The 26,335-nt window shown below is 31.7% G+C and carries 12 protein-coding genes and 1 pseudogene; 10 read left to right on the forward strand and 3 right to left on the reverse strand.

Translation table 11 applies throughout. From position 1 onward, the window contains the following. Positions 1-57: 57 nt before the first annotated feature. Positions 58-11,943 (reverse strand): T9SS type A sorting domain-containing protein, encoded by an 11,886-nt coding sequence (locus tag EI427_RS05370; protein ID WP_126612424.1) that lies wholly within the window; start codon positions 11,941-11,943, stop codon positions 58-60. 343 nt (positions 11,944-12,286) lie between these two features. Between EI427_RS05370 and EI427_RS05375 the strand changes: the two genes are divergently transcribed. The 5 genes from EI427_RS05375 to EI427_RS05395 all read left to right on the forward strand — a co-directional run bounded on the left by EI427_RS05375 (position 12,287) and on the right by EI427_RS05395 (position 22,030). Then, the gene (locus EI427_RS05375) at positions 12,287-13,012 is read left to right on the forward strand and encodes a 5'-nucleotidase C-terminal domain-containing protein (protein WP_126612428.1); all 726 of its coding nucleotides are present in this window, start codon (positions 12,287-12,289) and stop codon (positions 13,010-13,012) included. Positions 13,013-13,030: 18 nt separating this feature from the next. Beyond that, positions 13,031-13,972, forward strand: a complete 942-nt coding sequence (locus tag EI427_RS05380) for a bifunctional metallophosphatase/5'-nucleotidase (RefSeq protein ID WP_126612430.1) — start codon at positions 13,031-13,033, stop codon at positions 13,970-13,972. A gap of 48 nt (positions 13,973-14,020) precedes the next feature. Beyond that, on the forward strand, positions 14,021-15,442 hold the full coding sequence (locus tag EI427_RS05385) for a BCCT family transporter (RefSeq protein ID WP_205727903.1): 1,422 nt from the start codon (positions 14,021-14,023) through the stop codon (positions 15,440-15,442). A 105-nt stretch (positions 15,443-15,547) separates the two neighbouring features. Then, positions 15,548-16,606, forward strand: coding sequence for an ArsO family NAD(P)H-dependent flavin-containing monooxygenase (locus EI427_RS05390; RefSeq protein ID WP_126612432.1), 1,059 nt, complete (start codon positions 15,548-15,550; stop codon positions 16,604-16,606). Between the two features lie 393 nt (positions 16,607-16,999). Continuing rightward, positions 17,000-22,030 (forward strand): glycosyl hydrolase family 18 protein, encoded by a 5,031-nt coding sequence (locus EI427_RS05395; RefSeq protein ID WP_126612434.1) that lies wholly within the window; start codon positions 17,000-17,002, stop codon positions 22,028-22,030. Between the two features lie 60 nt (positions 22,031-22,090). On the opposite strand, the gene EI427_RS05400 is transcribed toward EI427_RS05395, so the two are convergent. Further along, positions 22,091-23,002: a cation transporter gene (locus EI427_RS05400; protein WP_126612436.1), complete on the reverse strand. Its 912-nt coding sequence runs from the start codon at positions 23,000-23,002 to the stop codon at positions 22,091-22,093. A gap of 242 nt (positions 23,003-23,244) precedes the next feature. Between EI427_RS05400 and EI427_RS26235 the strand changes: the two genes are divergently transcribed. The 5 genes and pseudogenes from EI427_RS26235 to EI427_RS05420 all read left to right on the forward strand — a co-directional run bounded on the left by EI427_RS26235 (position 23,245) and on the right by EI427_RS05420 (position 25,848). Beyond that, on the forward strand, positions 23,245-23,748 hold the full coding sequence (locus EI427_RS26235) for a hypothetical protein (RefSeq protein WP_240655357.1): 504 nt from the start codon (positions 23,245-23,247) through the stop codon (positions 23,746-23,748). A 35-nt stretch (positions 23,749-23,783) separates the two neighbouring features. After that, positions 23,784-24,116: pseudogene (locus EI427_RS26240) on the forward strand (YHYH protein); the annotation flags it as partial. Then, positions 24,058-24,687 carry a toxin-antitoxin system YwqK family antitoxin gene (locus EI427_RS05410; RefSeq protein WP_170178346.1) on the forward strand — a complete coding sequence of 210 codons (630 nt, stop codon included), beginning with the start codon at positions 24,058-24,060 and terminating at the stop codon, positions 24,685-24,687. The pseudogene EI427_RS26240 and the gene EI427_RS05410, both read left to right, overlap by 59 nt. Further along, positions 24,665-25,330: an SCO family protein gene (locus EI427_RS05415; protein ID WP_126612440.1), complete on the forward strand. Its 666-nt coding sequence runs from the start codon at positions 24,665-24,667 to the stop codon at positions 25,328-25,330. Before EI427_RS05410 ends, EI427_RS05415 begins: the two co-directional genes overlap by 23 nt. Positions 25,331-25,434: 104 nt before the next feature. Continuing rightward, the gene (locus EI427_RS05420; RefSeq protein WP_126612442.1) at positions 25,435-25,848 is read left to right on the forward strand and encodes a DUF1761 domain-containing protein; all 414 of its coding nucleotides are present in this window, start codon (positions 25,435-25,437) and stop codon (positions 25,846-25,848) included. Positions 25,849-25,888: 40 nt separating this feature from the next. Here the strand turns inward: EI427_RS05420 and EI427_RS05425 are convergent, their stop codons facing one another. After that, on the reverse strand, positions 25,889-26,302 hold the full coding sequence (locus EI427_RS05425) for a hypothetical protein (protein WP_126612444.1): 414 nt from the start codon (positions 26,300-26,302) through the stop codon (positions 25,889-25,891). Between the last annotated feature and the right edge of the window lie 33 nt (positions 26,303-26,335).

The raw sequence follows: 26,335 nt of genomic DNA on the forward strand, positions 1-26,335 counted from the left end.
ATAAAAAAAGCCCTTAGTTTCTTAAAACTAAGGGCTTTTATATTGATCACTTATTTATTAGTTGATTAGAATCTTTTCATGATATGTTGTAGAGGTAGTGTTTACTTCTAACACATATAAACCAGACTGTATTCCATTTACATTAACAGTGGTATTTTTACCAGAAGTGTTAAATGAAACCGGAAAAAGCTTACCAGATTGATCAAATATTCTAATTGTATTCACTTTACCAATTGATGTAGATATATTCAATACATCAGTTGCCGGTTGAGGGAATATAGATATTGTAATTTGAGAGGCTAAATCATCAACACTATTAATTACATCACTCTGTATAGTATACTCTTCTGAGTACATTGTACAACCACTATTGTTAATAACTTCCACCATATAATCACCTGGAGCATTAGCAGAAATTTCTGTACCAGATTGATCAATTAACTCTCCATCTAGATACCAGAAATAGTTATAAGAACTACCTGGGTTTTCAACAAATAAAGAATCTTGATTAACTACAATCTGTGGAGTTAATAATTGGTTGGATTGTGCAACTATAATACTATCAGAAAAAGCAATACAACCATTTAGGTTTCTGATTTTAACAGAGTATGTACCTTGTTCATGTATTGTGATTGCAGATGAAGTTAATAATGGCAATAATTCATCATTTTTATACCAAGAAAAAGTGAGATTACTAGCTGTACTATTGGCTTGTAATTGAGCCTCAATCTCTTCACCGAAACAGAATATAGTAGTTGTGTTTGCTTGTAAAGCAACATCTAAATCATCTCCACAGTCTATACCTATACCTATTTCTGCTACTTTAATAGATAGGTTACTCCAATAAGTATGTGTGATAAAACAGCTATAAACTCCAACGTCATTATTTGACATATTTTCGAATACCAATGTTTTAGATCCTAACGAAGGTTGAATTACACCATCCTTATACCAAGTATATGTTAACCCATCTAATGAAATTGGAAGATTAAAAGTATAATCACCTCCAGAAATCATAGCAATAGATTCATAGTAAATAATATAATTTTGAGGAGAATAAGCCAAGTTTTGATCGTTGAAACCATCAAAATCGTCAAAGAATAAATAGTTGTCTGCTACATTAACCTCAATTGTAGAAGGTATGTTACTTAATGATGTTAAAAGATTACTGTAAAGTATTAATTCTTCCAAGCCACTTGGTAACATGTTATCCCAAACAGACAATTCATTCCTAGAGAAATTCAATTTCTTAAGGTTAATTAAATCGGAGAAGTCCATGGTAATTGTTGTAATACCATTACCGGCAATCGAGAAGTTTGTTAGACTTGTTAACCCTGAAAGTTCTTCACTAATTGAAATTATTGAGTTATCGTCAATAATTAGATTTTGCAACTTAGAATTCCCTGTTAAGTTAGGCATTAAAGTTAAGTTGTTATTGCTTAACCAAAGAGTAGTAAGATTCGTGAAATCTTGAATTCCGCTAATGTTGTTATCATTAATATTATTATTAGACAAATCTAAATATTCAATTCCTGTCAATGTCCATAAACTATCAGAAAGAGTGGTAATACCACTGTTATATAGTTTTAATGATTTTAAATCTGTAAACCTACCAATTAAATCAGGAAGTTCACCATTGGTTTCTAACTCATGAAGATTTAACCCAACAATCTTTCCGTTATCATCAAACTCCATTCTAGGCCACAAGACAATACGTTCTGAAGGATCAAAATCAACATTCAAGTATGTATAAAGTTCAAATAATGCAGCAGAGTCTTCTTCACTAATTAAGCTTTGATAAACTAAGTTAATAGTAGAAGTTTCAATTGAAAGTCCTTCCCATAAAGATGGGTGTGATACTTTTAAACTATATGCACCTTCTTTAGAAATATTGAAGTCTACAACATTTAATTGAGGAGTATTTGCATTAGCAACAATTTCACCATTAAAATACCATTGATAAACTAAATCACCCTCATATCCTTCAATAGAGTAATTATTATCAAAATTATCATACTGAACTATATTATATGTTTCTTCGACCTTGTTATAATTTTGAGGATTATAAGTTATAATCTCTGATAAATTTTTCACACCATCTAAATCGTCAAAGAACAAAAGATTGTTTTCTAATTTAATTGACGTTAAGTAGTTAAATGATAATAACTGAGAGGGGAGTGAAGTTAATAAATTATCATTTCCATCAATATCAAAAGCAGATAAATCTATAGTGATTAATCTACCATAATTATCAATTTCTGTTCTTTCACCTAACCAAGTTCTAAATTCATCTTGGTTAGAATAGTTTGTATAGCCAATTTCATCTAATAGTTGCTTAACTAGAAGAGAATCTTCATTTCCTAAAGTATAGGTTAGGTTTAATTCTGCAATTTTAATATCTAAATTATCCACTTCAGAACTAGAAACAATTAATCTTATTATTCCTGTACTATCACCTGTGGCAAAGTTGATATTATAAAGTGAATTGTTACCTATTTGAATATTTTCTGTATTGTACCAATTATATTCTAAAGACTCGAAACCTTCTAATTGTCCTTGGTAGGAATAACTATTTCCATACGAAATGGTATCGTAAAGACTGATGAAATTATAAGTTTGTTCTTCGTAAGAAATATTATAATCTAAATATGGTTCGATGTCATCAAAGAAAAGTTTATTATTGCTGATATCTAAAACATCGAGATTAATGAAATTATTAATGTTAGAAGGTAGATTAGTTAAATCTCGCCCGCTAATATCAATACTTGTTACATAACCCGTCGAGTCAATAATTACAATATTTTCGTCTTCATCCCAAAGTCTCATATCGTCCGTAGACTCAGTATCGACTCCAATTTCAGTTAATAATGTTTTTAATTCGTCTTTATCTGCATTGCCTAATACGTGATTAATATCATATTGATGAATTTGAATAGCTAACCCACTAACATTATCATGTTGTACAGATAGAATATAAGTATCAGCATCATTAATAGTCATAGGGTTGATAGCAAAGCTAGAAGTGTTAGAAACAACATCACTATTACTTTGTCTTATCCATTGATATGTTAAGCTTTCATCGTTTTCAATTTGTCCATCAAAAGTGAAGTCTATACTGCCATGCTCAACGTCATTACTGTTTTGAATTACGTTATACGATTGATCAAGATAATTAAACTGATTTAATCCAGAATAAGTAACTGCAAGAATTTGATCGAAATACAGATGGTTGTTACTGATATTTAATGTTTCAAGGTTAATGAAATTATTAATGTTAGAAGGTAGATTAGTTAAATCTCGCCCGCTAATATCAATACTTGTTACATAACCCGTCGAGTCAATAATTACAATATTTTCGTCTTCATCCCAAAGTCTCATGTCGTCCGTAGACTCAGTATCGACTCCAATTTCAGTTAATAATGTTTTTAATTCGTCTTTATCTGCATTACCTAATACGTGATTAACATCATATTGATGAATTTGAATAGCTAACCCACTAACATTATCATGTTGTACAGATAGAATATAAGTATCAGCATCATTAATAGTCATAGGGTTGATAGCAAAGCTAGAAGTGTTAGAAACAACTTCACTATTACTTTGTTTTACCCATTGATATATTAAGCTTTCATCGTTTTCAATTGTACCATCAAAAGTGAAGTCTATACTTCCATGCTCAACGTTATTACTGTTTTGAATTACGTTATACGATTGATTAAGGTAATTAAACTGACTTAATTCAGAATAAGTAACCGTAAGAATTTGATCGAAATACAGATGGTTGTTACTGATATTTAATGTTTCAAGGTTAATGAAATTATTAATGTTAGAGGGTAGATTAGTTAAATCTCGCCCGCTAATATCAATACTTGTTACATAACCCGTCGAGTCAATAATTACAATATTTTCATCTTCACCCCAAAGTCTCATATCGTCCGTAGACTCAGTATCGACTCCAATTTCAGTTAATAATGTTTTTAATTCGTCTTTATCTGCATTGCCTAATACGTGATTAATATCATATTGATGAATTTGAATAGCTAACCCACTAACATTATCATGTTGTACAGATAGAATATAAGTATCAGCATCATTAATAGTCATAGGGTTGATAGCAAAGCTAGAAGTGTTAGAAACAACATCACTATTACTTTGTCTTACCCATTGATATATTAAGCTTTCATCGTTTTCAATTGTACCATCAAAAGTGAAGTCTATACTTCCATGCTCAACGTTATTACTGTTTTGAATTACGTTATACGATTGATTAAGGTAATTAAACTGACTTAATTCAGAATAAGTAACTGCAAGAATTTGATCGAAATACAGATGGTTGTTACTGATATTTAATGTTTCAAGGTTAATGAAATTATTAATGTTAGAGGGTAGATTAGTTAAATCTCGCCCGCTAATATCAATACTTGTTACATAACCCGTCGAGTCAATAATTACAATATTTTCATCTTCACCCCAAAGTCTCATATCGTCCGTAGACTCAGTATCGACTCCAATTTCAGTTAATAATGTTTTTAATTCGTCTTTATCTGCATTGCCTAATACGTGATTAATATCATATTGATGAATTTGAATAGCTAACCCACTAACATTATCATGTTGTACAGATAGAATATAAGTATCAGCATCATTAATAGTCATAGGGTTGATAGCAAAGCTAGAAGTGTTAGAAACAACATCACTATTACTTTGTCTTACCCATTGATATGTTAAGCTTTCATCGTTTTCAATTGTACCATCAAAAGTGAAGTTTATACTGCCATGCTCAACGTTATTACTGTTTTGAATTACGTTATACGATTGATTAAGGTAATTAAACTGACTTAATCCAGAATAAGTAACTGCAAGAATTTGATCGAAATACAGATGGTTGTTACTGATATTTAATGTTTCAAGGTTAATGAAATTATTAATGTTAGAGGGTAGAGTAGTTAATTCTCGCCCGCTAATATCAATACTTGTTACATAACCTGTCGAGTCAATAATTACAATATTTTCGTCTTCACCCCAAAGTCTCATATCGTCCGTAGACTCAGTATCGACTCCAATTTCAGTTAATAATGTTTTTAATTCATCTTTATCTGCATTACCTAATACGTGATTAATATCATATTGATGAATTTGAATAGCTAACCCACTAACATTATCATGTTGTACAGATAGAATATAAGTATCAGCATCATTAATAGTCATAGGGTTGATAGCAAAGCTAGAAGTGTTAGAAACAACATCACTATTACTTTGTCTTACCCATTGATATGTTAAGCTTTCATCGTTTTCAATTTGTCCATCAAAAGTGAAGTTTATACTGCCATGCTCAACGTTATCACTGTTTTGAATTACGTTATACGATTGATCAAGATAATTAAACTGACTTAATTCAGAATAAGTAACTGCAAGAATTTGATCGAAATACAGATGGTTGTTACTGATATTTAATGTTTCAAGGTTAATGAAATTATTAATGTTAGAGGGCAGAGTAGTTAAATCTCGCCCGCTAATATCAATACTTGTTACATATCCTTCATTATCAATTGTAAATATTTCAGGAGCCCAATCTCTAAAATCATCTTCAGTAGTTTCAATTTCTAATGATGACAAAATACTTGCGACTAAGTCTTTATCTTGAACACCTAGTTGCATACTTATATTAAATTCAATTTCGAGAGTGAAATCAGGTAAATAAGGATTATCTGAATTAATTAATTCAACAATATATTTTCCACTATCATCATATAAAGAGAATGGTTGAATACTTGTGTGATTTTCTAGATCAACTTTTACTCCATCCACTTCTTTATACCAGGTATAATCAGTTTGTCCATAATGTTGAATACCTTCACTTAGTAAGTCAATTGAATATGAGTTTCCTGCAACATAAGAACTGATATTGAATATATCTTGAGGATTTGCAGGCGTGTCGTATGTAATAGTATAACTCTCATAATCATAATCTCCAAAATCATTAAAATCTAGGAAGTTTCCATTTACAAAAATATCGCTTAAATAAGTAAGAGGGAATATTAGATTTTCTCCTTCATTTTCGAAAATAGGAATTTCAAACTCCCCTTCAGTTTCTTCAGGAGGGAATTCCCCTTTAGAATCATCGCCAGGAAATTCAGAGTATAATGAAAGAGTGCTTAGATCCCAACCGTTTAAGTTAGTATTTTCAAAATTTATTGATTTTATATAACCAAACTCATTGATTGTAAAGTGATTTTCACTATTTGATAATGAGCTAAAGTTACCATTCCAATTTTCTAAATCTTCAGAAGTCCACCCAAGTTCATCTTCAATAGTACTATTTTTGAATTCAAAACTAGTAACAAAATCTACTATAGAACTTAAATCGGTAGAATGAACAGTATTATAAGGAGTAATGGTGATATTTTCATAGCCAATAATATCAGAATTGACAGCTGTAGGAACATGTACAACCGCCAATTGAATATTTATTGATTGTTCGATAGTACGATCAATAGATATTAAATCACTTAAAGCAATTATTACGGAGTCGCTACTAGAATAGTCTTGATAAGTTCTAAAAGTTGATATCGCTTGAATATTATTACCTACATCATCAGTTTGGATAAGAGCATAACTTTCATCTTCATGAAGAGTTCCCCCAATATAATCAACAGGTAATCGAACAGAATCTTCTAAAGTTGAAACTATAATTTCACCTTCATAATAATAAGGAGTACTTGCTAGAAAGCGTATATTTTGATTATTGGTGTAATTATCATCTTCACCAACAACAAAAAGAGAATCACCTGATACATTTAAATACTGAACATTAGTATTGATAGCATAAGGTTTGTTTTGATCAGCGGTATGTGTAACATCAAGAATACTTTGAGTGATATTATCACCCATAATATTTTGAACATTTGTAATACTTAAAGGAGATATTTCAATTAGTGGATCATCATCTTCATTAATACCCTTGATCGTTAATGATGTTACTCCTGCAATATTAACATTTTCAATAGTATTCAATATTAATTGTTCTCTTATTACAGTATTCGAATTTACATTAACAGTATTGACATTATTTATTGTCAAAGATTTGAAATTGTAATCATGTGAATTTGATTCAGAATCAATTGTATTAATTGTAAAGGTCTGATTTACTTCTGTATCTCCTTCAAGAACAACATATTCCATTGATTTAAAAATAGAAGTGTTATCATTAAACTCAATAGGTTGATAAAATGTAGTAATCATGCTTCCTTCAGCATCAATATATCCTCCTGAACCATCAATTTGTATTAAAGGATAAATAGATCTGTTTACCCAACTTCCTGAAGTTGTCTCTATATCTGTACTAAGAATTTCGAATCGATTTATGCTGATAGTACCAGTGCCACTTATTTCATTTCCGTAGAACTTTAAAAGAGAAGGAAGTTCAGAAACCGATCCTTCAACGATTGTACCATCAATAGCAATATTTCCAAGTGCTATAAGTTCTGTATCAGATAAATTAAATACAGCATCTTCTTTTACTGTAAGTCCATTTGCAATTTTAAATTTAGCATTGTAACCATCTCCATTAACAGACAAAGCACCACTTTCTATATTAAGTCCTCTAACTTTAATACTATCGGGAAATTCTACATAATGAGTGTAACTCACATTGTGCTTTATAATTACACTATCACTTTCTGTTTGTGGAATTGCACCATTTTCCCATGTTGCATTATTGTACCAATCGCCATCGTTTATACTACTAATTTCACGAAGTGAATTAGTAATTGGATGTATTAAGAAGAAGGAGTTATTCTCTATAGTATTTAATACTACTGTAGATGTAGAAGTTAAAACACTATCACTATAAACAGTGTTTTCATATATATTAAAAAACTCACCAATTAATGGAGCTTCTTGCTCATTATTGTAATATTCTGTTATATTATTTATTGCAAATTTTAAATTAGAATCATGCGGGAATGCATTTATTCTAGATAAATTTGTAGATACTGAATTGGTGAAGCTAGATAGACCTTCTGTTTGTACTACCCACTGAGTTTCTGGAAATGAGTAGTATTTACTTTCATTGTAAGTAAATTCATAAAAATCAGATTTGTAGGGGAACACTTTTATTAACGGTGCATTATCATAACCTACAGTTTTTGAGATGTTTGATAAATCAATATCTATATTCGTAGGCACTAAATAGAAATCTCCAGCATGGTTTCTACGACTTTGAACAATAGGAATACTAAGATTATTTGTTTTAGAAGGATCAATGTAGAACCCTAAATCAATTTCATCACCTTTAAGGTAACCTCCTCGATCTATTAATTGTCCACCTTCACCTGTAATTTCATCTCCTAATCTAATTATACATTCGTCTTCATTGAAAGCCAATGTATCGTATAAAGTGAAGTTTTCAAGAATAGTGAAATGATGAGAATTCCATTCACTACCAACAAGAGCATAGCTAGAAATTGTTAAATCTTTGAATGTAGTATGTAGGTCAGTATTAATAGCAATATTTATTGGGTTTCCTCCTCCAAAACCAAGTTCTACAGATGTAGTAGTGAAATCAAGATTGTTATTATTAATTGTCAAATCACTTTTAACATTTAATTGATTGTTAAAAGTGATTTTATTTGATCCATTAATAGTTAAATTTGGAATATAGCTCTCAATGTCAATACTAATATCTTTAGAAGGATTTAATACTACATTCGTATTTTCTGAATTAAAGTTATAAGATCCACTTCCATTGTTAATTTCACCATCAATATATAAAGATGAATTACCATCAAAATTAATAAGAGATTGATTATTAAAATCACAATTTAATTCTAAAACAGAATTTTGATCAAGTTGGGTTCGAAGTGAGTTATTAAACTCATTATTGATTATAAGTTTAGCATCATTAATAATATTTAAAATACCATTATTTGTTATTGAATTTACTGTTAACTCTACTCCAGAGCCATCTACATTCAGTGTTTTGTTATTAGCAATTTCAATAGTTCCAATTGTTTCAGTATAATCTAATGTTACACTATGATTAATAATAGCAATTGAATTTATATCAGAAGGTGGTATTATACCATTTGACCACGTATTTGTATCAGACCACAGACCATCTTTAGCAGTTTCATAGCTTTTTTGCAAACTAGTAGTTAGAACTTCTACAGAGTACAGATTATCACCATTAATATCCGAAAAATTTACATCAGGGAAACCACCAGTTACGGGTGTAACAACATCAGAAGGATCTCGTGATTCTGAATAAGAATATGCAACAAGGTCAGAAGCCTCTGATGTAAATGGGGCTGTTGAATTGACTTTGCCATTTAAATTAAATGCAAAACTATTGATTCCAACACCTTCTATTTCCCATGATTTTCCAGGTATTACACCATATTTTTTAGTATTGATGGTTTTTGTTTCATCAACATCAGCACTATTAATTACAGGGAAGATTACAAATAAATTAGTTCCTGAATTATAATCAATTGATGTGACTGTTATTTCAGATGAAGCATCTTGGAATTCCTCTGGTCCACCACCTTCGCCATAATCAATTTGAGATTGGAGAGGAGCTTTTAGAGTAAATGGGGGAGTAGGGTTAGAGGATAAATCATATAACAAAGCATTATAGTACCCTGCTTTTGTATTGATGTAACCATCTCCAGTAATAATATCTCCTGAACTTTTATATGTAACAATAATATCAACTCCTTCTAATGTAATATCGTGTAATAAATTAAGATTATCGGTAATACTAAGGATGCCGTTACCAAAACCATCAATTAGAAGATCAGATTCTAATTTTAACCTATAAATACTAACATCATGGTCTAAAAAGATATTTGGAACATTACTGTCATCAATATCCATTCCCATTGTTAGTGTTAAGCTGCTAAAATCTACAAGGTTTGTATTAATATTAAAAGAACCGTTTATACTTAGATTTCCTGAAAACGTAACTATTGAAGTTGCATCTCCTTCTTCAATAGTTAAGAAATTAGGTATTGAACTGTTAATAGCGACCGATATATTTTTTCCATTAGTTTGAATAATATAGCCTGAGGTGTTATCATTATCTTCATGATATGATATTGTACCATTGTTAGTATAATCACCTTGAATAAGAATACTATTTCCATTATAAAGACTAATACCATTATTATTAATGAAATCACCTTTTAATTCAATTAATGAGTATGTCTCTATTATTCCATTATTTAATCCAGCTTCTCTAATTTTAAATCCAGTATTCTCATTAATTTTTATTAATCCATTATTTGTGAAAATATCAGGCTCAATATACCCAGACCCTTCACCAGATTCATGTTCAATTAGTGTTAAAGAACCCGAGCCTTCAACTATAAGTTCTCTTGGACTCTCATGCTGACTTAAAGAAACGTTATGCTTAATATTTACAAGAGAATTATCATCTTGATAGTTAGGTATTATACCATTACTCCATGTGTCACTGTCATGCCATTGACCATCTTGAACAGTAGTATAAGGAACTTGATTAATTGTCAACTCTACACCAATATCTCCAATTACAAAATTATTACTTATTGGATAAATACTTTCTCCAAATGTATTCCAATCATCTACCGATGAAAATGAAATAGATCCATCAACACTTAAGTCAGTATTATTGTATATAAAAACCTTATTACTTTGTCTTGATAGTAATCCAATTTTATTATTGTATTGAAAAAGTTTTAAATGACTACTTACAGAAGTAGGATTTAAATTTTTAGAAACGCTTAATGTATAATTTGAAAAGTCTGTAGAAGGAGTATATAATTCTATTACTTCATTTCCACTTCTTTCACCTGTTATAATAATGTTATCAGTGTTGGGGATATTAACAACATCATGAATTGAATTAAATGGGGTAATATTAACTAAAGTCTTGAAATATATATAATCAGAATTGTTTAACATCGTTAAATATAAATTCTGAGTTTCTGGAGAATCTTCTGTTATTACAAAAGTACTAAAGTGGTCTTTTATAATTTCCGTATTCGGGTATTGTTCAATTGAGTTTAATAAGTAAGAATCAGATTCATTAAAGATATTTGGAGTAGATGTAGGAGTTTTGATAATGTAAAGCTGATCTTTAGATTGTGAGATCAATACATTTCTTGAAAAGCTATCTCCTGTTAGTGAAAGATTTCTTCCAAACTCACTAAAAAAAGTTGTGAAATTATAATCTATATTTTTTTCTGACTTTTTAGTCCAAATACCACTTTCAATTTGATACATTAAAATTCTACCTTGATATCCATTGTATTGTGGATCAGAAATGAAAATCTGATAATCAGAGTAGAAAACAATATCATTGCCAAAAAGTTTATTAGGATCTTCAATTGGAGTCTCAACAGTAATTGTAGGATACTCTTCAAATCTACTACCATTAAATAAAACGCCAAAATCAATTTTATTACTAAATTCAACTACTTGTTTTGAAGTGCTTTTATAAGAACCTAATTCTTGTTCTTCGACTTCAATATAGTAAAGTATTTTATCGTCTTTTTGAGTTATCCATATTTCATGATTTTCATCTGAGGATGACAAAAATGAAACAGTACCCATACTGTCATTATTGTCATTGGTAATATAACCAAGAGTAGGAAGTAAGTAGAACGTGTATCTTGTTCCATCAACTTCAATATCTCTTTGCATATATGTATCCTCTGGTTGGATAGATATTTCATGAGATAGTGCATTACCACTAAATTGAAATATATTCACTTCGTTATCCATATATGTTGCAAAATATGAATCGTCTGAAGTTGCTTTTATTTTCTCTCCAAAATTTAAAGTACTATTTGGACTTATAAATGAGTGGGTTTCAGTAGCTGTTTGAGCATTACTGTTTTGTATTAATAAAAATACAAAAGCATAAAATAAAGCAGTAATTTGATATAACCTTTTTGCCATTGTTAGTTACAAAAGAATGAGTGATCGAATAATTTAGCTTTTCGTGTTAACGAATGTTATTAAATAAATGTTACGCAAAATAGTCCTAATCTAGTTATTATCATATCATTTTAAGAGATAATTGTATTTTTGGAATGATATAGAACTAAAAAATGTTAATTATAAAAAAGTAAATGACAATTCTAAGATGTTTTTTACTCTAATTGAGTTAGTATGGAAGATTAAGTCTTAACTATTAAACTAACTGATGATAATTTTTAACTATTCACATTTAGAAAGAATTATACTCTTGTAATCCCAACTATTTGCTGTAAATTTTGTAGGAATACAATAAATATTTGATATGAAAAAAATACCAATTTTATTACTCACTCTTTCAATTATTTACGGATGTGCACCATCTACTAATGTGTTAGATTCTTCTGTATATACATCAATATCAATTGATAATACTTTATCCGAAAGTACAGTTATGGATAGTGTTATTGCTCCTTATAAATCAAAACTTGATGGGCAAATGAACCAAGTGATCTCTTTTACTGCAGAAGATTTAATAATTAGTAACCCTGTAGGTACATTAGGTAATTTTGTTTGTGATTTATCTGTAGAAATGGCTGAAAAGGAAACGGGGGTTTCTATTGATATGTGTTTAATGAATAACGGAGGGTTACGTGCACCTATTTTTAAAGGAGAAATTACGAGACGACATGTATTTAAATTAATGCCGTTTGATAATGCACTTTACGTTGTTACTATGAAGGGGGAAGCAATGAATGAAATGCTGAATTACATTGCAGAAAGACATGAGCCTACATCTGGTTTAAAAATGGGGATTAAAGATAATAAACCAGTAAAACCTATTATTAATGGATTGCCATTTGATAAAAATAAAGAGTATAAAGTATTAACATCAGATTATTTATACCATGGGGGTGATAAAATGTATTTCTTCCAAAAATCTATTAAAGTAGACAATGTAGATATGCTAATAAGAGATGCAATAATGGAATATACAGAAACTCATAATCCATTAGTTATCGATCAATCTACAAGATTATATTTTCTTTAATATTTAATGCATTACAAAATGAAACATTCTAGAAGAGAATTTATCAAATATATGGCAAAAGGTAGTGCTTTGGCAAGTGCGGGTTTTTTATTACCTACTAACCTTTTATATGCTGAAAATAAACCTGTTAAGTTGACTGTTTTACATACAAATGATACACATAGTCAGATTGATCCTTTTGGAGCATCACATAAAAAATACCCAAGTATGGGGGGAGTATCTAAAAGAAAAGCCTTAATTGAAACGATTAGAGCTGAAGAAGAAAATGTACTTCTATTGGATGCCGGAGATATTTTTCAGGGAACGCCTTATTTTAATTTTTTTAAAGGGGAAATTGAATTTAAAGCAATGTCAGAAATGAAATATGATGCTGCAACAATGGGTAACCACGATTTTGATATTAAGGTAGATGGTTTTACAAATGCATTACCACATGCCAACTTCGACTTTGTTGTAAGTAATTACGATTTTAAGAATACATCTCTTGATGGTAGAACAAAACCTTATAAAATAATAAATAAGGGAGGTGTGAAAATTGGTATTTTCGGAATTTGTATTGCTTTAGATGGACTTGTTGCTAAATCTTGTTATCAAGAAACTGTTTATCAAGATGGAATTGATGTGGCACAAGAATATACAAGAATTTTAAAGCAAGAAGAAAAATGCGATTTGGTAGTATGTCTCTCTCATTTAGGTTACACTGCCTTTACCCCAACAGATTATGATGATAAAATTTTAGCAGCCAAAACAAAAGATATTGATATAATTATTGGAGGACATTCACATACGTTTTTGGATGAACCAGATGTTCGAAAAAATGCAGAAGGAAAAGATGTTTTAGTCACGCAAGTGGGGTATGCTGGTATTAAATTAGGTAGAGTAGATTTTTACTTTAATGCTTCAAAAAAGAATAAATTAGCATGGTCAACAGATTCTTTTCAAAATTATGCATTAGATTAGGTCAGGAAAATTAGCTTTTGTATTTAATCTAGATTTGATAATTAGTCTATGAAATTGTCTTTCAATCATTTATCATTAATTGTAAGTGTTATAGGTGCAGGTGTATTTATACTGTTTCCAACTATCACTACTGATGTTTTAAATGATATCATTAACTATCTTTTAACGACCTTTGATACGTTTTTTCTATGGACTATATCCCTTATTTTAATCATTTGTATAGGTCTTATTTTATCTCCATTTTCAAAAAATAAATTGGGTGGTGAGAACGCAAAAACTGAATTTTCTACATTCTCATGGATAGCAATGCTTTTTGCTGCAGGTATGGGAAGTGGGTTAATATTTTGGGGAGTAGCAGAGCCTATCTATCATTTAAATTCTCCTCTTAATACTTTACATGACGGTGTTTTTTCTTTGGCGATAACAGATTTCCATTGGGGGCTTCATGCATGGGCAATTTATGCTTTTTCTGGTTTAGTAATAGGTTGGTTTTCTTATAATGAAGGTAGAGAAATGACAATTTCCGCCTCATTTACAAAAGAAAATTCATCTATATATCAACTATTTGATGTGTTAGCTGTAGTTGCAATTCTATTTGGTGTAGCGGGTACTTTAGCCAACTCTATAGCATTAATAGAAACAGGCGTACAGAGTATTATATCAGAAAACATTGGGGGGTTAACATTTCGTTTCTTACTTCTAGCTTTTATTTCATTAGTATTTATAGCCTCCTCACTAAGTGGATTAAATAAGGGGGTTAAATACCTAAGTAATTTTAATGTAGCGTTGGCCTTATTACTCCTACTAATAGTGGCATATTTAGTTGGTTTCGGCAATGTATTAAATTATTTTTTCGAGTCATCTATTGCCTATATCAAGGCACTACCTACTTTATCTTTTGTAATAGCAGAAGGCTCTGAAAGTTGGTCGCATGGCTGGACAATAATCTATTTTCTTTGGTGGATATCTTGGGCTCCGTTTACAGGTTTGTTTATTGCAAGAATCTCTAAAGGAAGAACAATAAGAGAGTTTTTATTTGGAGTAATTCTGTACCCTACAATTATTACAATAATATGGTTTGCAACCTTTGGAGGTGGAGGCTTTTTAGCAGAGAACTTTAAAGAAATACAAACAGCCACAAATACAAATTATACTTTAGGCTTATTTACCTTATTAAATAATTTTGGGATTGGAAATATCTTAGGTTTACTTTCTATAGGTCTGTTAACCACTTTTGTAATAACAAGTGCGGATTCTGCAATTTATGTTACGGTTTTACTTACTAAAAAAACATCGATGACAAATAAACTAATTTGGAGTGCCGTACTCATTGGAATTAGTTCTGCTTTGTTGATTCGGAACAATCTTGATCTAAATAAAGTTATTGCTATAACAGGTGCAATTCCTTTCGTTTTAATTTTAATTGCTCAAGGAATTAAGTTTTTAATAGTGATAAATAAAAAAAGATGACGAATATCACTAGTATTTAGAATTGTTAGGGTAGTAGTAAAGTACAAAACACCTTTTACCTATTTATTTTGTAAGGCAGGATACGATTTACACTTTAAGAAAATTATGAAGATTTACGATGTTATTATTATTGGAAGTGGGCAGGCTGGTTTGTCGGTTGCTTATTTCTTAAATAAACATAATTTAGATTATTTGATTTTAGATAATAATACTAAAGCAGGTGGATCTTGGTTAAAAGTTTGGGACTCTCTCAAATTATTTTCTCCTGGTATTTATTCTTCTTTATCAGGCTGGATGATCCGCCCTCCAAAAGAAGAGTATCCAAATAAAAATGAGTTCATTACGTATATGTCTAACTATGAGAAGAGATATGATTTTCCTATAAAAAGACCCGTAAATGTAACCTCTGTAACTCATGACGGAGAATACTATCATATAGAAACAGATGGAGAAAAATATATTTCTAGAACTGTAATAGGAAGTACAGGAACAGCTGCAAACCCTAAAATTCCAAAATTTGAAGGAGTAGAGAATTTTAAAGGAGAACAACTTCATTCTATAAATTATAGAAACCCAAAACAGTTAAAAGGTAAAAAGGTACTTATTATTGGAGGTGGTAATAGTGGGGCACAAATCGTATCAGAATTATCAAAGACAAATAAAGTGCAATGGGCAACTTTTACGCCGTTAACATTTTTGCCAGACGATGTAGATGGTAGGTATTTGTTTAATAATGCAACTCAAAAATACAGATCGTTATTAAAAGGAGAACTAAAAAAAGAAGAATATTCTCTTGCTGATATAGTAATGATTGATTCTGTGAAAAATGCGAGAGCAAGAGGTGTTTTACATGCTCGACGTTCGACATTCACTTTCAAATCAGACGGTGTAGTTTGGGAAGATGGTACTTCAGAAACTTTTGATGCAGTAATATGGTGTACTGGGTTTAAGGCAAATTTAAGTTTTTTATCAGACTTAAATATTGTTGAAAACGGAGAAGTAAAAACAAATGGTACAAGAGTAGAGAACCTAAAAGGATTATGGCTAGTTGGTTATGGAAATTGGACAGGCTTTGCATCTGCTACCATTTATGGAGTAGGGAAAACTGCAAAGAATACTGTTGAAGAAGTAATCGAATACCTAATCAATTTGAAATTTGGGTAGAATTTACTGCTCAAGTTAGAACCTCAAAAGTATACAATAACAATAGAATAAATGGTTGCTTACCTAAAAAGTGATAGACAATAAAATAAACGCACAAAATAAACTTTGTGTTTTTTTATGCCCAATTTTAGCATTTTGTAAAAATCATGTACCCTTATAAAATGCTTTTTAATAGTGTTTAAGTGGGTTTTCGTACCCTTTTTAAAATGTATTTTGTACCCTTAAAAAGATGCTTGTACATAAATTGAGTACCCTAATTTGTATCCTTTAAGGGTTTGTTTTCTAGTGATTTAAAGAATTATGTTTGAGAAACAACCAGTAGCAGGGTAGTTCCCTTCAGTACTACTCACAGACATTTTGCTACTACATTTTATATTTCAAACTACCACTACGATGAACAACATCAGAAAGAAGTTCTTAATAGGACTTTCTGCATGGCTCATGTACATGATGCCAGCTATTGGAGTTTTCGGTCAGATCGACACGGGAAGTCCTTACTCTATTGCGGATCACGAAAAACAAGTAATCGGCTATGTTCCTAACTGGGATTCATGGAAAGGTGCTGACTTTAATATTCCAAAAGGAGCATTAAATCACTACAACATTGATTACTCTCAGTACACAATTCTTAATTTCTCTTTCTTTGGCGTTGCCGTTGATGGTTCGATGCACAGTGGAGATTTAAGAAACAAACAAATCTACCAAGACGGCCAAATTCAACAGCCTACAGATTTGTTACATCCAGATAAGTACTCAAGTCACGATCAAGCAATGGTACTTGGCATACCTCAAGAATTTTGGGGATGGGACGATGTACTTACTGAACTTGGGTATGAACCAAACCCAGGTGGAGGTTATTTAGGTTGGGTAAAAACAGCTACTGGCGAGACTGGTAATTGGCCACTTACAGAATATCCAACTCCGGGTATGGTAGCTATTGCACACCAATATGGTATTAAAGTTATGGCTTCTATTGGTGGATGGTCTATGTGTAAACATTTTCCTGAAATGGCCGCTGATCCTGTAAAGAAAGCACGTTTTATTCAAGACTGTATCACTTTAGTAGAAGATTACGGGTTTGATGGTATTGATATTGACTGGGAATACCCAGGTCCATTTGCAGGAATGAATTTTATAGGTTCAGAAGATGATTATCACAACTATACTTTATTGATGCAAGACATCCGTGAAGCAATAGGACCAGACAGGTTAATTACTGCAGCATTTAGTGCAGCTCCAACTAAGTTAGAAAATTTAGAGTGGAGTGAATTAAATAAGGTAATGGATTACTATAACATGATGACGTATGATTTTCATGGTGGATGGTCTGGAATCGCAGGTCACAACTCTCCTTTATATCCTTATGATGGAGAAGAATGGGGAGCGTTTTCTTGGGATGAGACGTTTACTTACATGCGTGATCAATTAGGAATTGATACAGAGAAAATTAATATGGGTATGGCCTTTTATGGTCGTGGTGTAGTAGTAGATGGAGCACCTGGCGTAAATGCACCTACCATCAAAAAAGATATTACATTTTCTGTAGACGGACCTGTTTCTTCTGCAGCAGATATGAACCACTGGGGAGCAACAGAAGGTTCGCCTTATTATTTCCAAGTAAAAGAAGCTATTGTAAATGGTGGATGGACAAAACATTGGGATGATCAAGCAAAAGTACCTTACTTAACAAAAACAGAAAGTGGCGTAAGTTATTTTACAAGTTATGATGATGAGGAATCAATTAAGTTAAAGTCAGAATACATTACTAATAATAATATTGGTGGAGTAATTATCTGGCAAATGTTTACAGACTGGAATGTAGGTCCGGAAACAAGTAAAATAGGTACTTATCCAATCTGCCCTGACACAAAACCAGAATTAGTTCATGTAGTAAATAAAGTTTTTGCTGAAAATGCAGGTCCTGTTAATCCAGCACCAGTTATTGCTATTACTGCAGAAACGACAATCGAACAAACGGAATTATCGGCTATTTCTTTCTCTTTCACAGCTACTGATTATACTGGAATTAGTGCAGTAGAAGCAACTGCAAATGGTGAAGTAGTTACGTTAACTTCATCAGAGGGAATTTACATGGGATCATTTGTTCCGACTGCATTTGGTGAGCAAGTGATTAGTGTTACAGCAACTGATGATCAAGGGAAAAGTGCTACAAGAACAGCGAAAGTTGTCGTTGTAAACCCATCGGTTCCAAATGTTGCTCCAACAATTTCTATTACTGCTCCTGCAGCTGCTTCTGAGGTTGTACAAGCTTCATTATCAGCTATAGAAATTACTACAGAAGCTGCCGACGAAGATGGAACAATTGCAAGTGTAACTATTTCAGTAGATGGGCAATCATTTGATACAGCAACTGCATCATGGACACCTTCTGCTTTTGGTGAATATACAATTACAGCAACTGTAACAGATAACGAAGGAGAGACTGCAACTGCAACAATATCAGTTACAATTACCGAAGAAACAACAACTGGAGGTGGATGTACTGCTGAAGAATACGCAGGTTATCCATCAATCTATAATTCAGGAGATGTAGTTAGTTTTGAAGGAGTACTTTATGAAGCACAAGTAAATAATCTTTACAATGTAACTCCAGGATCAGCAGAACACTGGTGGAAAACTTTAGGCCCATGTGAGGTGGGACCGATTGCTCCTCAAGTAAGTTTTGTAACGCCAACAGCAGAGACAATTCAAACAACATCTTTCCCTGTAAGTATTAGTGTAGTAGCTAACGCAACAGATGAAGACGGTACAATTTCTACAGTTGAATATGCAGTAAATGGTACAACTATTTCAGAAGGTAATTACGATATCACTGCTCTAGGGGAATACAACTTCACTGTAGTAGCCACTGATAATGATGGTCAAACAGCTATAGATCAAGTAAAAGTAACAGTAGTTGCACCTCAGCCTGTTGCACCAACTGTAAGTTTTGCTACGTTAAAAGATGAAAGTGTAATGGTTGAAACTTTACCATATACTTTAGATTTGACATCTAGTAGTGCAGATGAAGACGGTAGTATAGTTTCTGTTGAAATTACAGTAAATGGCGAAGCAGTAAGTGAAACTACTTATGATGCAACTACATATGGTGAGTATATTATTGTAGCTACTGTTACAGATAACGATGGTCAAACAGGAACAGTTCAAGCAACAGTTAATGTTACAGAACCACAACCAATTGCACCAATAGTAGCTTTAACTACTCCAGTTGCGGGTAGTGTAGAAGTAGAAACATTGCCTTACTATATTTCTTTATCTTCAACTTCATCTGATGAAGATGGTGATATTACATCAATAGTATATACTGTGAATGGAGTAGAAGTAGCAGAAGGAGATTATTCTGCAACAACATATGGAAGTTATGTAGTTGAAGTAACAGCTACTGATAACGATGGTTTAACAGCTTCAGCTCAAGCAACTGTAGTTCTTACAGAACCAGTTGATGTAGTAGATTGTCCTCATCCAACTTGGAATGCAGCTGATATTTATACAGGTGGAAATCAGGTTGTACATGAAGGTAAGATCTATAAAGCAAAATGGTGGACTCAAGGTAATAATCCAAATGGAGGAGACCCTTGGGAAGATACAGGAGATGTATGTGGCAATGGAGGTCTTGGAGACATCGTTCCTACTATAACATTCCTTCACCCATCTGGAGATACATACACTGCTTTAACTACAATTGATATTGAAGTGGAAGCTACAGATGAGAATGGAGTAGTATCAAATGTTACTTTAGAAGTAGATGGAGTTACTGTTAATGGAAACTCTACATCATTTACTCCAGTATCTTTTGGAACTTATGTAATTACTGCAACAGCAATTGATGATCAAAGTAATACAACTGTAACGACAAAAACTGTAGAATTTACTTCATCAGCAGTAACAGATGTAAATGCAGACGGTACTATCAATATAACAGGTCCTTTTGCACCAGCACCATCTGGAGCGCAACGTATTATTGGTTATGTACCTACTTGGAAAGGAAGTCCAGGAGATTTAGATTATTCTAAAGTAACTCATGTGAATGTTTCTTTCTTAGTGTACGATACAAAAGTTGGAGGTTCTTATACAGATGCTGACTTTGCTTCTGGAGAATATACGGCAGAATCTTTACATGTGTTAGATTCGTTACTACCAATTATTGTAACAAAAGCACATAGCCAAGGAGCAACAGTTTCTATTGCAGTAGGTGGAGCAGAAGATTATGGTTTCCTTAAATTAATGGAAGTATATCAAACAAATCCAGCGTCTATTTCTACAGCAGCAGATAAATTATTAGCGTACGTAGATCAGTACAATTTAGATGGTATTGATTTAGATATGGAGTGCTGGTGGGCAGATCCTGCAATTCCTGGAACATCTGAACAAGGTGGTAGAAAACGTGGTACTGATAAGTGGAACGAAAATGTTGATCAAGGGGCACATCCTGCATCTTATGGTCTAACATTATTAGCAAAAAAGTTACGTGCTAAACGTCCCTCTTTATTATTATCGTCAGCAGTATTTGCCACACCTTGGTATGGTAATAACTACGATGCTAACATGGTAGATTACTTAGATTGGTTAGGTTTAATGACGTATGATTTTACAGGTTCTTGGAATGATTCTCCAGTAGGTCCTCATTCATCTTTATATGATGTAGACCAAAGTAAATACTCAAAAGCGTCTGCTGATAATCCTATTTATTCTGTTGAAACTTCGTTGAATTATTGGAGTGGAGATTGGGCTACATGGCAGGGTTCAGGTCATGAAGTTCATGAGAGTAAATTAGCAATTGGTGTTCCTTTCTATGGTTATGATTTATCTCAAACTAAAGCTGAGGCAGGTCAGGGAGCTAATGGATTTTACTTTATTGGTTATGATGAAATTATTGATCAATATCCAAATGCAGCAACTTCTTATGATCCAAACGATGCCAACCAGTTGAATGGATATATTGGTGAAGATGGAAGAGAAATCTATTATGAAACACCAAAAGGAGCAGGCGCTAAAGTAGCGTATGCAAGAGCAAATGGATTACAAGGAACAATTATTTGGGAGTTAACTTTTGATGTAACTGATACATCAAATAGCTTATTACAAGCAATGAACGATGAGTTATCTGGTAATTCAAGACAAGCAGCAAATCAACTTAACTTAGAAGAAGAGTTGTTTGATGTTGTGTCATATCCGAACCCTTTCACTCAATCAACTAAAATTATGTTGAATGTGAAAGAAGAAGGAGCAATGCAATTACAAATATTCAATTTGCAAGGAAGTATGTTACAGTCAATTATTCAAGATGTTCCAAGTGGAAAAACAGTACTTGAAATTGAAGGTGCAAGTTTATCTTCTGGAATCTACTTGGTTAAAGTTCAGGTAGGTGAACAACAAGTAGTAAAGAGAATAATTAAAAAATAGTCTTAACACACTATAGTTCTTATGTAATTAGCCTGTCAATTTTATTGGCAGGCTAATTTTTTAATCATTTATAATGATTTCTATGTTATGTGTAGGGAATGATGGAGCCAATGCAGCAGATATTTTAGTTCTTGTTTGCAATAGCTCATTAACATTAATATTTTTTTCTGATGTAGAAACATACAACGCTACAAAATAATTACTGCCTAGTTTAGAAATGTAATTTTGATGTTCATTATAAATAGAAGGGAGATTTTCAGAAATAATCTTCTCAATTTTATCATATGATTTTTTATCTTGTAATACTCCTCCACCTAATTCAATAAAAGCATCTTTAATAATCTTAATAGGAGTATTAATAAGAACAACCCCCATTATTAATACAATAATAGAGTCGCCAATATATTTTAGAAAACTAAGTACAGAATCTTCAGAAATTAAAGAAACTAAGAGTAAAGAAACACCAATGCCAACCGTTAAAAAGCCATCAATTACAGAAGACTTTGTTTCTACGCTTAAAATTGGGCTGTTTAAACCAATTTTTTGATTCTGATTTTTATAATAGTAGGCTATACCAAAAGAGATAATAGCAATAACTACAGTGTAATAAAGTATAGAGTGTATAACTATAGGTGTAATCGCTTCTCCATTAAAGTAATTGATAATCTTAATACAACTTTGCACTACAGCAACAATTGTAATTCCAAAGATTAATATACCTTTAAAGAACACAAAAAATGATTCGAATACATATTTACCAAAAGGAAAAAGACTAGTTCTTGTATGTTTTTTCTTTCCAATAATTATTGCTCCAAAAGTGGCCAATGCAGAAATTAAAGAAAAATTTCCATCTAGAAGCATAGCATCTGAGTTAGAAAAATAATAGGTAACCCAACCTGCAATAGCCATTAATAAGTTAGCTACAATACCAAATTTTAAAGCTTTTCTCTCAATAATATCTTCATTCATCATTTAGATAAAAATTTATTTCAACCTTCATTTTTTATAGCTTAAGCACTCATTATTAATCAAAATTATTTTTTAGTGAAATAAAAAAATAATTCCCATAACATTACGTTTTTAAAAAAAATGTAATAATTTGAGTACAAATAAACTTTACACCTCTTTACTGAAATATATATAACCAAATCAGTAATGTGACAATCCTACGCATTAAAATTTGAATTGCATTACTTTTTTTAATAATTATTACTATGAAATTAAAAATCATTTTACTTTTAGCCTGTGTGTCTTTTTTAGTATGTAGCTGTTCATCTAACGATGACGATACTACCACGCCAACTACATTACCAACAAATGATGATGACGATCAAGATGATGACGCTACTGGCAATACAGATTCGGATTCTACAAATGTAGATACAGATACTCCTGATACTGATGCAGACGCAGATAGTGACGCTGACGATGAAGTAGATTTAACAGTGTATCAAAAAATATATGGAGCTTCAGATATATATGTAGACGGAGACTTTGTAGTGATAGAAGTGAATGGTCTTCCAGATCATAATAGCCCTTATTATCAAGATACAGAGTGGTCTGATCGTTATGAGGATAACACAACTCAAGGATTCCACTTAAACCCAAATAGAATTTCTTCTGCAGATAGAACAATGCGTATTCCATTGCATCCAGAAGAAGATCCTAACCATGAGGATACTGCTTTAGGGATTATGGAGTTGCCGTTAATGGTGTAGCATTATTTAACCAATATGCAGGTCCTAACGATCAACCGTTAACAAATGAAATTGTCTCTTTTGATCAATATAATGGTCACCCACAAGGGCAGGGAGTTTATCATTACCATATAGAACCTACTTATTTAACAAGTAAAGATGATATCGGTAACGATGGATTAATAGGTTTCTTATTAGATGGTTTCCCTGTATATGGTCCTTTTGAAAACAATGCAGCTGTTATTAATACAGATCTGGATGATTACCACGGTCATTCTCATGCTACGGTAGATTACCCAGATGGTATTTATCATTATCATATTACAGCAGATGCACCTTATATTAACGGAAATGGATTTTATGGAACGCCGGGTACATCTACTGAGTAATTTATTTTTCACTTATATACTTTTGATTACAACCTTTTCTTGTCAGCAAATTGAACAAGAAGAGGTTGTAAACCTTAAAGTTGCAACTGTAGATGCTAAAGACGTTAAGTTCAAATCTTCTAAGGGAGTTTTTTATGTAAATGGACAGGTATTCTCTGGAGAAATTTATTGGACGTACAGAAATGGTACGGATACTTTAAGAGTAAAAAGATATTGGAAAGGGTTAAAAGAGGGGCAATGGACTCGATATTATCCCGATAGAAGTATTCAAGAATACAGGTTCTTTCATAAAAATAAGAAAGAAGGAGAATATGTTGGGTTTTATCCGAATGGAGAAATGAAATTTGAATATCATCTTACACATGGTGTTTATGAAGGAAATAACCGAGCTTGGAATAAAGATGGAAGGTTAATTTCTGACATGAACTATGTGGTAGGGAGCGAAGAAGGTGCTCAGAAAGTTTGGTATGATAACGGAAAAATAAAATCCAACTATGTAATTAAAAATGGTAGACGCTACGGTTTGTTAGGAACTAAAAATTGTATAAATGTTACAGACTCAATTTTTTAAACTTCTTTTGATAGGAGTTCTATTTACAAATTTTTCTTGCACTAAAGAAAAGACAATTCCTTTTTACACAACCCCAGATTTTACACCTCATTTTATTTCTGATAATGATGAGGTCAATACAAAGATCTTACATAGAATCTCTGATTTTTCATTCAAAAACCAGGACAATAAAACCATCACGCAAGAGGCCATTGAAGGAAAGATTCATGTTGCCAATTTTATTTTTACAAGTTGTGGTAGTATTTGCCCTGTAATGACGGATAACATGAAAATTGTTGAAAGTTATTACAAAAATGATGATGATGTAGCTTTACTTTCATATAGCGTAACACCTTGGATTGATAATGTAGAAGTCCTTAAGGAGTATGCTGATATTAAGAATATTAAATCAGAAAATTGGCATTTACTAACGGGGAATAAATCTGCTATTTATACGTTAGCAAGAACATCCTATTTTGCAGAAGAAGACCTAGGTTTTACAAAAGATAGTACAGACTTTTTGCATACAGAACATTTTATTTTAGTAGATGGCGATAAAAGAATCAGAGGAATCTATAATGGTACTCTAACACTTGAAATGAAACAATTAGTAAAGGATATAGAGGAATTAAAAGATGAAAAAAGCATTTTTGCAATGCTATAAATAGTATCCAATAAATGAAGTTTACAATAAAGATAAGTTGTAAGTGAATCTTAAATTATTTATTTTGATAGTTTACTAACTATTGTATTACTAATAATTTAATTATGGACTTTTCTCAGATTAATATTTTAGCTGTAATATGTGCAGCTTTAGCCTCATTTGTTTTAGGAGCTGTTTGGTATAGCGCCATATTTGGAAAGGCTTGGCAAAAAGAATTAGGATTTACAGATGAGTATCTTCAGAACGGTAGTATGCCACTTATTTTTGGTAGTAGCTTTGTTTTAATGCTTATTATGTCTTTTGGAATGTCATTATTAATAAGCCATGGAGGTGGAGATGCAATAGATGCTTACACTGGTGGTTTACATGGTTTTGTGATAGGGTTAATGTTTATTGCTACATCTATGGGAATAAATTATCTCTACCAACGCAGAAGCATAAAATTATGGTTAATTGATGCAGGATATCAAATAACCTTTTTAACAATACAAGGAGTAATACTTGGTGCGTGGCACTAAAAAATAGGGCTATCTCAGATAAAGAGATAGCCCTATTTTTTTATTGATATAATTGAGTGGGATTGGTTCTAATAGCATGGTTGAGTAAGCTATATCGAACTTGCATTAAATCCTCTTCAATTTTGCCGATAAGATTATTCCAATGGTTTTGAATTTCAGATAGGTAATTTAATTCCTCTGTTTTTTTAGTTTTGATTTGGTAACCAATTAACTTCAATAACTCATCTACACTATATCTAGTATCAAAATGATTTTCAACAAGTAATTGTGTTGTATTTACAGGTTCATCTTTATGTGCATTGATTATGTTTTCTAGTACTTTTTTAGCAAAATCATTTGCAGGGAAATTCATATAACCAATAATATCATGTAGAGATAGTGTCATTTTCGTTGCTTCTGGAACAACAGAAAAATAACCAAGTTGGATTTCCTTCTTAAGAATTAAATGCTTCATGGTCTCAATTATTAGGTTTTAAATTGTATTTGA

This window comes from Flammeovirga pectinis (genome assembly GCF_003970675.1).
In the GTDB taxonomy this organism is placed as follows: Bacteria; Bacteroidota; Bacteroidia; order Cytophagales; family Flammeovirgaceae; genus Flammeovirga; species Flammeovirga pectinis.

Excerpts from the sequence above, each read along its gene's own strand:
- EI427_RS26235 (WP_240655357.1), top strand. The coding sequence starts at position 23,245 with ATGAAATTAAAAATCATTTTACTTTTAGCCTGTGTGTCTTTTTTAGTA.
- EI427_RS05395 (WP_126612434.1), top strand. The coding sequence starts at position 17,000 with ATGAACAACATCAGAAAGAAGTTCTTAATAGGACTTTCTGCATGGCTC.
- EI427_RS05400 (WP_126612436.1), bottom strand. The coding sequence starts at position 23,002 with ATGATGAATGAAGATATTATTGAGAGAAAAGCTTTAAAATTTGGTATT.
- EI427_RS05390 (WP_126612432.1), top strand. The coding sequence starts at position 15,548 with ATGAAGATTTACGATGTTATTATTATTGGAAGTGGGCAGGCTGGTTTG.
- EI427_RS05385 (WP_205727903.1), top strand. The coding sequence starts at position 14,021 with ATGAAATTGTCTTTCAATCATTTATCATTAATTGTAAGTGTTATAGGT.
- EI427_RS05410 (WP_170178346.1), top strand. The coding sequence starts at position 24,058 with ATGCACCTTATATTAACGGAAATGGATTTTATGGAACGCCGGGTACAT.
- EI427_RS05375 (WP_126612428.1), top strand. The coding sequence starts at position 12,287 with ATGAAAAAAATACCAATTTTATTACTCACTCTTTCAATTATTTACGGA.
- EI427_RS05370 (WP_126612424.1), bottom strand. The coding sequence starts at position 11,943 with ATGGCAAAAAGGTTATATCAAATTACTGCTTTATTTTATGCTTTTGTA.
- EI427_RS05380 (WP_126612430.1), top strand. The coding sequence starts at position 13,031 with ATGAAACATTCTAGAAGAGAATTTATCAAATATATGGCAAAAGGTAGT.
- EI427_RS05425 (WP_126612444.1), bottom strand. The coding sequence starts at position 26,302 with ATGAAGCATTTAATTCTTAAGAAGGAAATCCAACTTGGTTATTTTTCT.
- EI427_RS05415 (WP_126612440.1), top strand. The coding sequence starts at position 24,665 with ATGTTACAGACTCAATTTTTTAAACTTCTTTTGATAGGAGTTCTATTT.
- EI427_RS05420 (WP_126612442.1), top strand. The coding sequence starts at position 25,435 with ATGGACTTTTCTCAGATTAATATTTTAGCTGTAATATGTGCAGCTTTA.